The 13965-nt window shown below is 65.0% G+C and carries 13 protein-coding genes; 4 read left to right on the top strand and 9 right to left on the bottom strand.

The window, feature by feature from the left end:
• The first annotated feature begins 42 nt into the window (after nucleotides 1-42).
• On the top strand, nucleotides 43-366 hold the full coding sequence (gene trxA / locus ASE75_RS08760) for a thioredoxin TrxA (RefSeq protein ID WP_055931983.1): 324 nt from the start codon (nucleotides 43-45) through the stop codon (nucleotides 364-366).
• A 298-nt stretch (nucleotides 367-664) separates the two neighbouring features.
• Here trxA and argJ read toward each other — a convergent pair whose 3' ends face one another.
• The gene (gene argJ / locus ASE75_RS08755; protein ID WP_055931980.1) at nucleotides 665-1891 is read right to left on the bottom strand and encodes a bifunctional glutamate N-acetyltransferase/amino-acid acetyltransferase ArgJ; all 1227 of its coding nucleotides are present in this window, start codon (nucleotides 1889-1891) and stop codon (nucleotides 665-667) included.
• A gap of 47 nt (nucleotides 1892-1938) precedes the next feature.
• On the opposite strand from argJ, the gene ASE75_RS08750 reads away from it, so the two are divergent.
• From ASE75_RS08750 to secA, 3 genes are all read left to right on the top strand, one after another.
• Nucleotides 1939-2466, top strand: a complete 528-nt coding sequence (locus tag ASE75_RS08750) for an energy transducer TonB (RefSeq protein ID WP_055931977.1) — start codon at nucleotides 1939-1941, stop codon at nucleotides 2464-2466.
• An 85-nt stretch (nucleotides 2467-2551) separates the two neighbouring features.
• Entirely contained in the window at nucleotides 2552-2809 is a 258-nt protein-coding gene (locus tag ASE75_RS08745) for a hypothetical protein (protein WP_055931974.1), read from the top strand.
• 100 nt (nucleotides 2810-2909) lie between these two features.
• Nucleotides 2910-5654 carry a preprotein translocase subunit SecA gene (gene secA / locus ASE75_RS08740; protein WP_055931972.1) on the top strand — a complete coding sequence of 915 codons (2745 nt, stop codon included), beginning with the start codon at nucleotides 2910-2912 and terminating at the stop codon, nucleotides 5652-5654.
• A gap of 343 nt (nucleotides 5655-5997) precedes the next feature.
• Here secA and ASE75_RS08735 read toward each other — a convergent pair whose 3' ends face one another.
• The 8 genes from ASE75_RS08735 to ASE75_RS08700 all read right to left on the bottom strand — a co-directional run bounded on the left by ASE75_RS08735 (nucleotide 5998) and on the right by ASE75_RS08700 (nucleotide 13953).
• On the bottom strand, nucleotides 5998-6618 hold the full coding sequence (locus tag ASE75_RS08735) for a CC0125/CC1285 family lipoprotein (protein ID WP_055931969.1): 621 nt from the start codon (nucleotides 6616-6618) through the stop codon (nucleotides 5998-6000).
• A 114-nt stretch (nucleotides 6619-6732) separates the two neighbouring features.
• Nucleotides 6733-7248 carry a CHAP domain-containing protein gene (locus tag ASE75_RS08730; RefSeq protein ID WP_235512569.1) on the bottom strand — a complete coding sequence of 172 codons (516 nt, stop codon included), beginning with the start codon at nucleotides 7246-7248 and terminating at the stop codon, nucleotides 6733-6735.
• A 131-nt stretch (nucleotides 7249-7379) separates the two neighbouring features.
• Nucleotides 7380-8231, bottom strand: a complete 852-nt coding sequence (locus ASE75_RS08725) for an AAA family ATPase (protein ID WP_055931963.1) — start codon at nucleotides 8229-8231, stop codon at nucleotides 7380-7382.
• A 78-nt stretch (nucleotides 8232-8309) separates the two neighbouring features.
• A complete protein-coding gene (locus tag ASE75_RS08720; RefSeq protein ID WP_235512568.1) occupies nucleotides 8310-8975 on the bottom strand; it encodes a DUF6975 family protein in 666 nt (221 codons plus the stop codon).
• Nucleotides 8976-9159: 184 nt separating this feature from the next.
• Nucleotides 9160-11184 carry an RNA polymerase sigma factor RpoD gene (gene rpoD / locus ASE75_RS08715; RefSeq protein ID WP_055931962.1) on the bottom strand — a complete coding sequence of 675 codons (2025 nt, stop codon included), beginning with the start codon at nucleotides 11182-11184 and terminating at the stop codon, nucleotides 9160-9162.
• A complete protein-coding gene (dnaG, locus tag ASE75_RS08710; RefSeq protein ID WP_055931960.1) occupies nucleotides 11184-13061 on the bottom strand; it encodes a DNA primase in 1878 nt (625 codons plus the stop codon). The genes rpoD and dnaG overlap by 1 nt, the downstream gene beginning before the upstream one ends.
• Complete coding sequence (locus tag ASE75_RS08705) at nucleotides 13058-13432, bottom strand: endonuclease domain-containing protein (RefSeq protein WP_055931957.1); 375 nt, start codon at nucleotides 13430-13432, stop codon at nucleotides 13058-13060. The genes dnaG and ASE75_RS08705 overlap by 4 nt, the downstream gene beginning before the upstream one ends.
• Nucleotides 13433-13500: 68 nt before the next feature.
• Complete coding sequence (locus tag ASE75_RS08700) at nucleotides 13501-13953, bottom strand: GatB/YqeY domain-containing protein (protein WP_055931954.1); 453 nt, start codon at nucleotides 13951-13953, stop codon at nucleotides 13501-13503.
• Between the last annotated feature and the right edge of the window lie 12 nt (nucleotides 13954-13965).

Genomic DNA, 13965 nt, shown 5'->3' with positions numbered 1-13965 from the left:
CCGACCCAGCGATCCTAGATTAAGCCCGAAGGAGTATTACCCATGGCTACCAAGCAGATCACCGACGCGAGCTTCCACACCGACGTCCTGTCCAGCGACAAGCCGGTGCTGGTCGATTTCTGGGCCGAATGGTGCGGCCCGTGCAAGATGATCGGACCGAGCCTTGAGGAAATCTCCGAGGAACTGGGTGAGCAGGTAACGATCGCCAAGCTGAACATCGACGACAATCCCGACGCGCCGGGCGAGTACGGTGTGCGCGGTATCCCGACGATGATCCTGTTCAAGGGCGGCGTCCCCGCCGCGACCAAGGTCGGTGCCGAGCCGAAGGGCCGGTTGAAGGCGTGGCTTGAGGGTGAGTTGGCCTAAGGCAGCGGACGACCGTTAACGGCTATCCACCCGGCAATATCGTCAATGGTTGATAGCCGTTCCGGCCCGTGCCACGGCATCACTAACGGTTCGCCCGGATACGGCATCCTGAGGCCACACTCGGTGGCCGCTAAGACTTGGATTTCGTCCAGATCTTCGTCACATATGCCCAGATGACGGCATGGATCGGTGGTGGCTGAAATTGATTTTGTGCCGCCATGCTCCTGCCGGCATGCTTCGATGAGCGCCGAAACCAGCGCATCCTTTTCAGTCTGGAGCGTGACCGACCACATAGCGATCAGCTCCGATAATCCGCGTTGATCGCGATATACCCATGCGTCAGGTCGCACGTCCACACGGTGGCGCGGCCGTCGCCCAGGCCCAGATCGACACCGACCGATATCTCGCTGCCCTTCAGGTGCGCGGCGACTGGTGCCTCGTCATAGCCGGTAACGGCCAGCCCGCCCTCGGCCACCTGCGTCTCGCCGAAACGGATCGACAGTTTGTCGCGCTCGGCCGGTTCGCCGGCCTTGCCGACCGCCATGACGACGCGGCCCCAGTTCGCATCTTCACCCGCGATCGCGGTCTTCACCAGCGGCGAATTGGCGATGCTCATGGCGATACGGTGCGCGCTGGTATCGCTCTCCGCGCCCTCGACGGTGATCTCAATCAGCTTGGTCGCGCCTTCGCCGTCGCGCACGACGAGCAGTGCGAGCTGGTGGCAGAGGTCGGCCAGCGCCGCGCGAAATGCGTCCGCGCCATCGCTGTCGTCATCGACCAAAGGTGCGTTGCCAGCCGCCCCGGTGGCAAAGGCCAGCACCGTGTCGCTGGTCGAGGTGTCGCTGTCGACCGTGATGCACGAAAAGCTGCGCGTGTTCGCCGCTGACAGCGCGCCTTGCAGGAACGCCGGATCGACGGCGGCGTCGGTGAAGACGAAGCCCAGCATCGTCGCCATGTCCGGCGCGATCATGCCCGACCCCTTGATAATGCCGACCAGATTGACCGTCCTGCCACCGACCACGGCGGAGGTGACGGCGGCCTTGGCGAAGGTGTCGGTCGTCATGATCGTCGCCGCCGCCTCCGCCCAGCCGCACGGTTCGGCGGCGAAGGCGGCGTCCAGCCCCGCCTCCGCCTTGTTGATCGGCAGCGGTACGCCGATCACGCCGGTCGAGGCGACGAACACGTCGGACGGCTGACACCCCAGATGCGCCGCCGTCCGCGCCGCGATCGCCTCCACCGCCGCGCGGCCACGGTGGCCGGTGAAGGCGTTGGAATTGCCCGCGTTCACCACCAGCGCCCGCGCCTGACCCAGCGTCAGCGCGGCGCGGCACCATTCGACTTCGGGCGACGGGCATTTGCTCTGCGTCACGACGCCCGCGACGACTGTGCCGGGCTGAAGCGTCACATAGGTCAGGTCGCACCGGTCCCAGGTCTTGTACTGCGCCCGCGCGACACGGAGGTCCACGCCGGGAATTGCGGGCAGGGTCGGGAAGGGGAGGGCTAGGGGCGAGGTTTCGGATGACATGGTCGTGGTTCCGGGATTAGCCAGGGTGTTGGACCGGGGGTGGTAACGTGCGATCGAACGAAGGCAAGACGCTGGTGTGGATCGTGCTGTCTACCTGTGCCTTGCTGGCCGTGGCGATCTTCACCCTCGTGACCATCGCTGTTGGGCCGCACGTCGAGCGATGGCTGCTGACCATGGCCTCAAGGACATCTGGATCAGTGCCGCACAGGGGGACGGCAGATACGCCCCCGGACGGCGATACCCTTCTGGATCAGCGGACCCGCGACGCGGATTCGGTGGTTCGGTCGACACTTCCGATACCCGTCCGTCCTGCGGAATGGGTTTCCGCCAATGACTATCCGGCATCGGCAATCCGGGCGGGGCAGGAGGGCACGGTGAGGGCCGCGCTGGACGTCGATCCTCGCGGAAGGCCGATCCGCTGCATGGTGGTGCAATCCAGCGGCGCACCCGCACTGGACGCAGCCACCTGCCACGTTTTCATGCGGTCGGCGCGGTTCAACGGCGCGCCTGACGGGTTTGTCGCCGCCCGGCGCTGGCCCGGCGTGCGCATACGCTGGGTGCTGCCAGAAGACTGATGGCGCGGATGGGGCGGTGCGGATTTGCGTTGGACGACGGATGCGCCAGCCCCTATGTCCTGACCGCAACTATGGCATTTCCCGCATGAACCTGCTCCTCCTCCTTTCCGCCCTGCTGTCCGCGCTGACCGGCGTGGTGACGGGTGGGCGTGTCGAGCGGGTGCCGCAGGCGGTGTCGGCGCAGGCAATTGCCGCGCGGGTGGCCGATGCGGCGGTGCGGGTGGCGACGCGCAGGCCCGTCAGCGTGCCGCCAAGCCTCAAGGCGTCATCAATTTCGGGTTTGGGCCACTGGACCAGCCCGGCGGTCACAGAACCGCTCTACGCGGCCCGCAGGCGCGAATAGCGTTTCAGCCGGCGTTCAGCGTCGGCGCTCCATACCCCTTGCCATTCCAACGCGCCTGCGATCCGTCGCGCGCGATCCGCTTTTTACAGGAAACACGCCCATGTTCGGTGGCCTCGCCAAATCCCTGTTCGGTTCGTCCAACGACCGCTACGTCAAGTCGCTCAACCCGATCGTCCAGAAGATTGCCGGGTTCGAGCCGTCGCTGCTGGCGATGACCGACGACCAGCTCGCCGCACAGACCATCAAGTTCCGTGAGCAACTGGCCAACGGCGCCACGCTAGACGACCTGCTGCCCGAGGCGTTCGCGACGGTGCGGGAGGCGGCCAAGCGCGTGCTGGGCCAGCGGCATTACGACGTGCAGATGGTCGGCGGCATCGTCCTGCACCGCGGCGAGATCGCGGAAATGCGGACCGGTGAGGGCAAGACGCTGGTCGCGACGCTCGCGACCTATCTGAACGCGCTGCCCGGTCTTGGCGTCCATGTCGTCACGGTGAACGACTATCTGGCGGCGCGCGACGCGGCGTGGATGGCGCAGGTCTATGGCTTCCTGGGTCTGACCACGGGCACGATCATCCCGAACCTGTCCGACGAACAGCGGCGCGCGGCCTATGCCGCCGACATCACCTATGGCACGAACAACGAGTTCGGCTTCGATTACCTGCGCGACAACATGAAGTATGAGCGGTCGTCGATGGTGCAGCGCCCGTTCAACATGGCGATCGTCGACGAGGTCGATTCGGTGCTGATCGACGAGGCGCGCACCCCGCTCATCATTTCCGGCCCGACCGACGACAAGTCCGAACTGTACATGCAGGTCGACCTGATCGTGAAGCAGCTTGAGGCCGCCGATTACGAGAAGGATGAAAAGCAGAAGTCGATCATCCTGACAGAGGACGGCACCGAAAAGGCCGAACGGATGCTGGAGGCGGCCGGCCACCTGCAGGGTCAGAACCTGTATGATTTCGAGAATACGCAGGTCGTGCATCACCTGAATCAGGCGCTGCGCGCGAACATGATGTTCAAGGCGGACACCGACTATATCGTCAAGGACGGCAAGGTTGTCATCATCGACGAGTTCACCGGCCGCATGATGGACGGCCGGCGCTGGTCGGACGGGCTGCACCAGGCGGTCGAGGCCAAGGAGGGCGTCGAGATCGAGCCGGAAAACCAGACGATGGCCTCGATCACCTTCCAGAATTATTTCCGCATGTACCCCAAGCTGGGCGGCATGACGGGTACGGCCGCGACCGAGGCGGCCGAGTTCTTCGACATCTACAAGATGAACGTCGTGTCGATCCCGACCAACGTGCCGGTGCAGCGCGTCGACGAGGAGGACGAGTTCTACAAGGACACGCAGGACAAGTTCCGCGCGATCGCCAAGAAGATCCGCGTCCATGCCGAGCGCGGCCAGCCGGTGCTGGTCGGCACCGTCTCGATCGAGAAGTCCGAGCTGCTCAGCGAGTTTCTCGTCGTCGAGGGGGTCGCGCACAAGGTGCTGAACGCGCGCTATCACGAAATGGAGGCGCATATCGTCGCGCAGGCGGGTCGCGCCAGTGCGGTGACGATCGCGACCAACATGGCCGGTCGCGGCACCGACATTCAGCTGGGCGGCAATCTGGAGTTCCGGATGCGCGACGAGTTCCCCGAGCTGGAGGCCGGCACGCCGGACTATGATGCCAAGGCCGAGGCGCTGAAGATCGAGATCGCGGCCGAGAAGAAGGCCGTGCTGGAGGCGGGCGGACTGTTCGTGTTGGGCACCGAACGCCACGAAAGCCGTCGCATCGACAACCAGTTGCGCGGGCGTTCGGGGCGTCAGGGCGATCCGGGCCTGTCGCGCTTCTACCTCAGCCTCGACGACGATCTGCTCCGCATCTTCGGGCCGGACACGCTGTTCGCCAAGATGATGCGCAACAATATCGAGGATGGCGAGGCGATCGGCAGCAAGTGGCTGTCGAAGGCGATCGAGACCGCGCAGAAGAAGGTCGAGGCACGCAATTACGACATCCGCAAGCAGGTCGTCGAATATGACGACGTGATGAACGACCAGCGCAAGGTGGTGTACGAACAGCGCAGCGACATCATGGATGCCGCCACCGTCGGCGACGTGGTCGTCGACATGCGCGCGGAGACGGTCAATACGATCGTCGGCGATGCCTGCCCGCCGAACAGCTATCCCGAACAATGGAATGTCGAGGAGATGAAGGTGCGGATCGGCGAGGTGCTGAACCTCGACCCGCCGATCGACGACTGGCTGAAGGAGGAGGCGATCGACCCCGAGCTGGTCGAGACGCGCGTCCGCGAGATGGCCGATGCCGCGATCGAGGCGAAGGCGGCACAGCTGGACCCGGAAACCTGGACGTCGGTGGAAAAGTCGATCCTTCTCCAGAACCTGGATCATCACTGGAAGGAGCATCTGGCGACGCTGGATGCGCTGCGCCAGGTCGTCCACCTGCGGGCCTATGCACAGAAGACGCCGATCAACGAATACAAGCAGGAGGCGTTCAGCCTGTTCCAGCGGATGCTGGAATCGATCCGCGAGGACGTGACCCGGACGATCGCCTTTGCGAACTTCCAGATGCAGTCGCCGCCGCCGTTGCCCGACCTGCCCGATTTCATCACCACCCATTTCGATCCGTTCACGGGCGAGGACAATTCGAACGACATCGACGCGGGCACGCTGGGCCTCATCCAGACGCAGATGCCGCCGCTCCAGATGGCGCAGCCCCAGCCGGACGAACTGAGCGGCGACCCCGCCGCCTGGGACGGGCTGGTCAGCCGCAACGCACCGTGCCCGTGCGGGTCGGGGCGCAAGTACAAGCATTGCCACGGGGCGGTGACGGCCTGATCGGGGAGGGTTGATCGGGAGCGGACGGGCAGAGCCGTTTTCGACCAGTCCGACGCGAAACCCGCCATCCCGAACTCGCTTCGGGATCCGGAGCCACGGGCGATCGCCTTTGTGGTTCTTGATCCCGGCGTACGCCGGGATGACGGAAGCTTTGGCCCGATGGAGTCGAAGTTGAAACCAAGCGAAGGGATGCCGTCCCTTCAACCGCGTCGCCCACGAGCGTAGCGAAGCGATCCAGCGTTGTGACAGCGCGCCTAAGGTTGCCATGCGTGACGGACACAACAAAAAAGGGGCCGGTCGCACACGCGACCGGCCCCTTTTTTTGTCGCAACCGCGTATCCGGTTACTTCGGCAGTACCACCGTTGGTCCGATGCTGTTGACGACCGCGCGGGCGTCGAACGCGCGCAGATTGTCCTTGGGGATCGGCCCCTTGCGCATCACGATTTCGGCCGTTGCCTCAAACCGGTCGATGGTACGGATATCGAAGTCGTTGCCCCATGGGCCGCCAAAACCGCCGCCGAAAAACGGATCATAGCTGCGCCAGCCGAACCCGCGACCGTGATAGCGCCATGCCGGACCCCAATAGCCGCCGAAGCCGCCAAACCCGTACCCGCCGCCGAAACCGCCGTTCAGTCCGGGCGTGGTATAGGTGCGGGTCTGCCGATCGGTATCGCGGTCGGCCATGACGTAATAATCATAGCCCTGCTGCAGGGTCAGTTCGGCGGCGCGGAAGAACAGATAACGCTCCACCGTGTCGCGCGACGTGACGCTGTTGCCCGAGAAACTGACCAGGAACCGGTTCGGTTCGATCTGGCGGTCGCTATATCCGGTACGGGCGAAACCCTGCCCGGTGGCGGGTCGATAGGTGGTCTCGGTCGCGCAACCGGCGACCATCAGAACGCTGGCACCGAGGGCGGCGGCCACGGTCTTTCGACCGAAGGGGCGACCAGAGGGGAAGGACATCGAATCATCTCCGTACGCGGCGGGGGCTGCGAGGTGCGCAGTCTAGCAACACTTACCGAAACGAGCGATGAACGGTATGGGTCCCGCGACGAACGCATCGAGGCCGCCCGGCGCTTATCGGCCCGGCTGACCCGACCCGGGAACATAGGCGTCGATGAGCGCGCCGACATAGTCGGGATTGCGCGACGTCAGCTCCCGCGCCGGCTGGCGATCGCCATAGATGAAGCCCTTCACCGGGTACACGCCGCCGCCAAGGCCGTTGGAATCGCGATACCAGACCTTCACCGACGACCAGTCGCCGCGCGGGGACACGTCGAACAGCGTGACGTCCTGTTCGGCATGGCCGCGTTCGCCGTTCTGGCGTGACCAGTTGGCATGGGTCAGCATCACCACCCGGTCGTCGACGACACGGCTGACGACCGCGACATGACCCATCGGCAGGCGGCTGGTCTTGGCGAAGACAACGACGGCCCCGGTCTTCGGATCATGGCCGCGACGATACCGGCCATCGGCCTGCTCCCACCAGGTCCAGGCGTCGCCATAGATCTGGATGCCCGATGCCGACCGCGCGAAGGGCACGCATTGCCCGACATAGTCGAGCAGCGAGCCTGCGTGCGCGGGGGCGACCATACACGCCGCCGCCAGCACCATACCGATTCGAGAAAATACGCTTCCCATGGATCGGGTGTAGCGCCACGAGCATGACCGCCGGCTTGCGAAGGCTGGTTAACGTGCCGCCTTCGCAACGACTTGGCGCGATTTCAGGGCCGGTGGGCCTGTCGCTTGGCCATGAAGGCGAGCCGCTCGAACATCATCACGTCCTGCTCGTTCTTCAACAATGCGCCGTGCAGCGGCGGGATCGCGGCGGTCGGGTCGCGGTTCTGCAGGACATCGAGCGGCATGTCCTCGTACAGCAGCAGCTTCAGCCAATCGAGCAGTTCGCTGGTGCTGGGTTTCTTCTTCAGGCCCGGCACCTCGCGCACGTCGTAGAAGATGTCCATCGCGCGGTTGACCAGGATCGTCTGGATGCCGGGAAAGTGGACGTCGATGATCGCGCGCATCGTCTCGCGGTCGGGAAACTTGATATAGTGGAAGAAACAGCGCCGCAGGAAGGCGTCGGGCAGTTCCTTTTCGTTGTTCGAGGTGATGACGACGATCGGTCGCTCGACCGCCTTCACCGTCTCGTTGGTTTCGTAGACGTGGAACTCCATCCGGTCGAGTTCCTGCAACAGGTCGTTGGGAAACTCGATATCCGCCTTGTCGATTTCGTCGATCAGCAGAACGGGCGTCTGCGGATGGGTGAACGCCTCCCACAATTTGCCGCGGCGGATGTAGTTACCGATGTTGTGAACGCGCGCGTCGCCCAGTTGCCCGTCGCGCAGGCGGGCGACCGCGTCATATTCATACAGGCCCTGTTGGGCCTTGGTCGTCGACTTGACCGTCCATTCGATCAGCGGCGCGCCGACCGCCTTGGCGATTTCGTGCGCTAGCACGGTCTTGCCGGTGCCCGGCTCGCCCTTCACCAGCAGCGGGCGGCGCAGCATGACGGCGGCGTTGACCGCGACTTTCAGATCATCGGTGGCGACGTAATCGCGTGTTCCCTGAAAGCGCATTCACACCGTTCCCGCATCGTTCGAAGACGGGGTATGGATAGGGCGGGAAGGCCCCGGCAGGCAAGCGAAACGGCGTGGTTACAGATGGTCGCGCGCCGATGCCCGCGCCTCGACCAGATTCCACAGCCCGCGATGCTGGGCGAGCAATTGGTCCGCGCCAAACCGCATCGCGCGGTCGCTGCCCAGGGTATCGGCCAGCTGTCCGACGAGGAGTGCCGTCTCGTGCGGATGCGGGAAGGAGAGGGGGGCGATCGCCAGGCCGAACCGCGCCGCCCCGTGGTCGAGCACCGCGCGGATCGCGCGCCAGTCCAGCATCTGCGCCAGTACCGCACCGGCGGCACACCCCGCGCGGGCCGACCCGGCCAGCATGTGCAGCGCGTGATGCTGGCCGGCCAGCGCGGCCTCGGTTTCGGCCTGCCCCGGGGTGGAGGGAATGGGGCCGGCCGCCGACACCAGCGCGGCGAGATAGGCGCGCTCGTCGGCGAAGGCGGCACCGACCCCGGCCAGCCATGCGGCAGCAGCCGGCTGGACATTGTGGGTCAGCGTTTCGTCGGCGAGGCCGGGATGATGGCCGTGCACCATGCCGAGAATATGGATGGCATCGGCCATGTCGCGATGGATGCCGTTGGGCGCGATCAGGCGCGCGACCATCGGATGCGTCGCGCTGCCATCGACGGCGACGCGGTCCCGCATCGCCTCCCAGGCCGGATTCGTCTGATCGCTGATCGCGAAGCGTGGAGGCATGCCAGATCCCGTGGTGCAGAACGCGCGACCGGAAGGCCGCCTGCGTCCTGCATGGACCCTGCTTCTATACGGAACCCGGTAAAAACAGGGTGTATGCGGCGTTAACCTGCCGGATACCGGCAAGACCGTGCCGGCCGGTCACGAAAAACCCCGGTGCGGCGACACCGGGGTTTTCATAGTGCCTCTACTGATCGAGGAAGCTGCGCATCTTGCGGCTGCGGCTCGGGTGCTTCAGCTTGCGGAGCGCCTTCGCCTCTATCTGGCGGATGCGCTCGCGGGTCACGCTGAACTGCTGGCCGACCTCTTCCAGCGTATGGTCGGTGTTCATGCCGATGCCGAACCGCATCCGCAGAACGCGTTCCTCGCGCGGGGTGAGCGAGGCGAGCACCCGCGTCACGGTTTCCTTCAGGTTCGCCTGAATCGCCGCGTCGACCGGGATGATCGCGTTCTTGTCCTCGATGAAGTCGCCCAGATGCGAGTCCTCCTCGTCGCCGATCGGCGTTTCGAGGGAGATCGGCTCCTTGGCGATCTTCATCACCTTGCGCACCTTCTCCAGCGGCATTGAGAGGCGTTCGGCCATCTCCTCAGGGGTCGGCTCGCGGCCCTGCTCATGCAGGAACTGACGGCTGGTGCGCACCAGCTTGTTGATCGTCTCGATCATGTGGACCGGGATGCGGATGGTCCGCGCCTGATCCGCGATCGAGCGCGTGATCGCCTGACGGATCCACCACGTCGCATAGGTGCTGAACTTGTAGCCGCGGCGATACTCGAACTTGTCGACCGCCTTCATCAGGCCGATATTGCCCTCCTGGATCAGATCCAGGAACTGAAGCCCGCGGTTGGTGTATTTCTTGGCGATCGAGATCACGAGCCGCAGGTTCGCCTCGACCATTTCCTTCTTGGCGATGCGCGCCTCGCGCTCGCCCTTCTGGACCATGTTGACGATCCGGCGGAACTCGGGAAGCGCCATGCCGGTCTGCTGCGAAATATCCGAAATCTCACCGCGAATCCGGTCGACCGACTCGGTTTCGTTGGTAACGAACGCGGTCCATTTCTTGTCGAGCTTGCCAAGACCGGCAATCCAGTTCTCGTCCAGCTCATGGCCGATATACCGGTCGAGGAAGTCCTTGCGGTTGACCTTGTGCCGTTCGGCCAGACGCAGCATCTGTCCGCCCAGCGTCGTCAGCCGGCGGTTGTATGCATACAACTGGTCGACCAGATATTCGATCTTGGCGTTGTGGAACTGGACGCTCTCGACCTCGGCGGTCAGTTCCTCGCGGAGCTTCTGATACTTGCGCTCGTCCGCCGCCGACAGGTCGAGGCCACCGTTCAGGGCGTTCAGCCGGCTCTGCTGGACCTTGGAAAACTTCTTGTAGAGCGCGGTGATCTGCGCGAACTTTTCCAAGGCCTGCGGCTTCAGCGTCTCTTCCATCTGGGCGAGGGAGAGGGTGTTGTCCTCCTCCTCGTCATCCGATGGGCGCGGCGCGCGACGCTCGCCATCCTCCTCCTCGTCGACCGAGGCTTCTTCCGGCTCGGCCTCTTCCTTGAACGACGGGCCGGCGGTCTTTTCGTTGATCTCGCCGTCGCCTTCCTCGTCCTCGGTCAGGCTTTCCGGTGCGGGATCCTTGGACAGCATCGCGTCGAGATCAATGATCTCGCGCAGCTGCATCGTGCCCTCGTTCAGCGCGGTCGACCAGTCGATGATGGCGTTGAACGTGATCGGGCTTTCGCACAGCCCCAGGATCATCGTGTCGCGACCGGCCTCGATCCGCTTGGCGATGGCGATCTCGCCCTCGCGGCTGAGCAGCTCGACCGCGCCCATTTCGCGCAGGTACATGCGGACCGGGTCGTCGGTCCGGTCGATCGTCTCTTTCTTCTTGGTTTCGAGCGCAGGAGCGCTTTCCTCGGCGGCATCGGGCGTCTCCGCCTCGTCGTCGTCGGCGCGCTCCTCCTGCTCGCCGTCTTCGCCGGCCTCGTCGTTCTCGACGATGTTGATGCCCATTTCGTTCAGCGCGGACATCACGTCCTCGATCTGATCGGTGGACATCTGGTCCTGCGGTAGCGCCTCGTTCAGCTGGTCGACGGTGATGTAGCCGCGCTTCTTGGCGCGCGCGATCACCTTCTTGATCGACGCATCGTTCAAGTCGATCAGCGGGGCGTCGCCCGTTTCAGTCGTATCGGACGCGTCCGCCATGTTCGCCTTCGCCATCAATCGCCCTCGAAACCCAATGCCCGGGCGTCTTCGTTCGACTGCATCAGATTTGCAAGTCGAAGCTCCAACGCCGCTTTATCTCTCACCAACGCCACTTGCCGTTCAAACGCCTCATCGGTGAACCGGGCCTGCATCGCCGCGGTCGCTTCGGCAAGCGCCGCGTTGATCTCCGGCCCCGCCACCAATATCGCGATCGCCTCATCCAGATCCGATTGCACACGGGCCGGATCCGCTGATCGCTGCGTGAACGAATAGGGCATTGTGTCGGCCCGCAACAGGTCGCTGGCGACCGAATCGAAGCCCGACCTCGCCAATATGGTCACGAGCCGCGCGCTATCAAGCACCCGGTCCTCCAGCGCGAGGTCCACGACCGCCTCGAACAGTCGGCCCAGCGCGCCGTCGGCCAGCCGCAATCCACCCAGAACCTCCATGTGCCGCGCGATCTCGGCCGGGTGGCGGATCAGCCCGGCGAGAACCGCTTTGGCCAGCACCCGGTCGATGCCGGTCGCCAGGAACGCCTTGGCGTCGGCGGTCGCCGGCGGGACGGGTGGCTTCCACTTGGCACCGGGCGCACCGCGGGCGGCACGGGGCTGATAGGGCTGAAACGCACGCGGCGCGCGCGCGAACAGGTCGTCGAAGCGTTTGCGGAACTCGGCCTGATATTCGGACTTCACCGATCCATCGGCGATGCCGCCCGCCAGTTCGCCCAGACGGCGCTTCAGCCCGGCGCGCTGTTCGGGCGTATCGAGCGGCTCGGCCGCGACTTCGGTGGCCCAGAGCCGGTCGACCAGCGGTTCGGCGGCGGACAGCAGCGCCTCCATACCGGCCTTGCCCTTGGCCTTGACCAAATCGTCCGGATCCTGCCCCTGCGGCAGGGTGACGAACGACAGGCTGCGCCCCGGGGCCAGCATCGGCAGCGCGCGGTGGGCGGCCCTCAGCGCGGCTTTCTGCCCCGCGGAATCGCCGTCGAAGCACAGTACGGGCACGTCGACCATCCGCCACAGCCGTTCCAGCTGCGCCTCGGTCAGCGCGGTGCCCAGCGGTGCGACGCATTCGCCGATTCCCGCCTGCGCCAGCGCGATGACGTCCATATACCCCTCGACCACCAGCACGCGGCCGGCCTTGCGCGCGGCGGGGGCGGCGCGGTCGAGATTGTAGAGCGTGCGGCCCTTGTCGAACAGCGGGGTGTCGGGCGAGTTCAGGTATTTGGGTTCGCCGTCGCCGATCACGCGCCCGCCAAACGCGATCGTCCGCCCGCGCGCGTCGCGGATCGGGATCATCAGCCGGCCGCGGAACCGGTCGTATGGATCCTTGCCTTCGACGCTGATGAGCATGCCGGCCTCGACCAGCATCGCGTCGCCATAGTCCTTCAGCGCGGTTTTCAGCTTGCCCCGCGAATCGGGCGAGAAGCCCAGGCCGAAGTCGCGCGCGGTCGTCGCCGATACGCCGCGCCGGTCGAGCACTGCGCGTGCCTCGGAGCCGGCAATGCCGTTCAGTTGCTCGGTGAACCACGCGGCGGCGTCGGCCATCACCTCGTGCAGCCCCTTTGCGCGCTCGGCCCGCTCGACCGACTGGCGGTCCTGCGCGGGCATTTCCATGCCGGCGTTCTGGACCAGCTCCTTCACCGCATCAATGAACGGCAGGCCCTGCTGATCGGTCATCCAGCGGATCGCATCGCCATGCGCCGAACAGCCGAAGCAGTGATAGAAGCCCTTGTCGTCGTTCACGTAGAAGGACGGCGTCTTCTCGTTGTGAAACGGGCAGCAGCCCTTGTGCTCGCGTCCGGCCTTGGTGAGCTTTACCGTGCGGCCGATGAGTGCGGACAGCGAGGTGCGGGCGCGGAGTTCGTCGAGGAACTGCGGGGAGAGACTCACGCGCTCCCCTCCCGCTTGCGGGAGGGGCTGGGGGAGGGGCGCGCAGCAAGCGCCCGCTCTATGTCCGCAATGACGCCTTCAGTTCGTTCCAGCACATCGTCGTTCCAGAACCGGACCACGCGAAACCCCTGTGCCTCGATAAACCGCGTTCGTGCCGCGTCCGCGTTCGACTGCCAGTCGTGCTGGCCACCATCCACTTCGATCACCAACTTGGCGCTCCGCGATACGAAGTCGCAAATATACGGACCTATCGGCACCTGTCGGTTGAAGCGGACACCCACCACTTTGCGCGCGCTGAGCTGCTGCCACAAGGCGCTTTCCGCCCGTGTGGGGGCGTTGCGAAGCTGTCGTATACGGGTTCTTTGCTCCATGTCTTCGGCGTCGTCCTTCGTATCAGGCCCTCCCCCAACCCCTCCCGCAAGCGGGAGGGGAGAAGCCTTTACGCCAGCGCCGCCTTCACCAGCCCGCTGGCCTTGCTCATGTCCAGCACGCTGGCATGGCGTGCCTTCAGTTCGGCCATCACGCGGCCCATGTCCTTCATGCCCGTCGCGCCCAGCTCGCCCTTGATCGTCTCGATCGCGGCACGGGTTTCGTCGTCGCTCAGCGTCTGCGGCAGGAAGCGTTCGATGACCGCGACCTCGGCACCTTCCGCATCGGCCAGTTCCTGGCGGCCGCCGGTTTCGAACATGGTGATCGATTCGCGGCGCTGCTTGACCATCTTCTGCAACACCTCGACGACCAGCACGTCGTCGTCGGCATAGGCGGTGCCGGTGCGGACCTCGATGTCGCGGTTCTTCAGCGCGGACTGGATGAGGCGCAGCGTGCCGGTGGTGGTCTTGTCACCGCCCTTCATCGCGGTGATGAGCGCAGCCTTGATGTCGTCGCGAATCATGACGGAATATCT

This window comes from Sphingomonas sp. Leaf17 (genome assembly GCF_001421505.1).
Classification (GTDB): domain Bacteria; phylum Pseudomonadota; class Alphaproteobacteria; order Sphingomonadales; family Sphingomonadaceae; genus Sphingomonas.
Note: the sequence above shows the minus strand (reverse complement) of the source record. Positions and strands in the feature narration are given on the sequence as shown.

Bases quoted from the DNA above. Each gene is read 5' to 3' on its own strand.
- trxA (WP_055931983.1), top strand. From the start codon at position 43: ATGGCTACCAAGCAGATCACCGACGCGAGCTTCCACACCGACGTCCTG.
- argJ (WP_055931980.1), bottom strand. From the start codon at position 1,891: ATGTCATCCGAAACCTCGCCCCTAGCCCTCCCCTTCCCGACCCTGCCC.
- ASE75_RS08745 (WP_055931974.1), top strand. From the start codon at position 2,552: ATGAACCTGCTCCTCCTCCTTTCCGCCCTGCTGTCCGCGCTGACCGGC.
- secA (WP_055931972.1), top strand. From the start codon at position 2,910: ATGTTCGGTGGCCTCGCCAAATCCCTGTTCGGTTCGTCCAACGACCGC.
- ASE75_RS08735 (WP_055931969.1), bottom strand. From the start codon at position 6,618: ATGTCCTTCCCCTCTGGTCGCCCCTTCGGTCGAAAGACCGTGGCCGCC.
- ASE75_RS08730 (WP_235512569.1), bottom strand. From the start codon at position 7,248: ATGGTCGCCCCCGCGCACGCAGGCTCGCTGCTCGACTATGTCGGGCAA.
- ASE75_RS08725 (WP_055931963.1), bottom strand. From the start codon at position 8,231: ATGCGCTTTCAGGGAACACGCGATTACGTCGCCACCGATGATCTGAAA.
- ASE75_RS08720 (WP_235512568.1), bottom strand. From the start codon at position 8,975: ATGCCTCCACGCTTCGCGATCAGCGATCAGACGAATCCGGCCTGGGAG.
- rpoD (WP_055931962.1), bottom strand. From the start codon at position 11,184: ATGGCGAAGGCGAACATGGCGGACGCGTCCGATACGACTGAAACGGGC.
- ASE75_RS08705 (WP_055931957.1), bottom strand. From the start codon at position 13,432: ATGGAGCAAAGAACCCGTATACGACAGCTTCGCAACGCCCCCACACGG.
- ASE75_RS08700 (WP_055931954.1), bottom strand. From the start codon at position 13,953: ATGATTCGCGACGACATCAAGGCTGCGCTCATCACCGCGATGAAGGGC.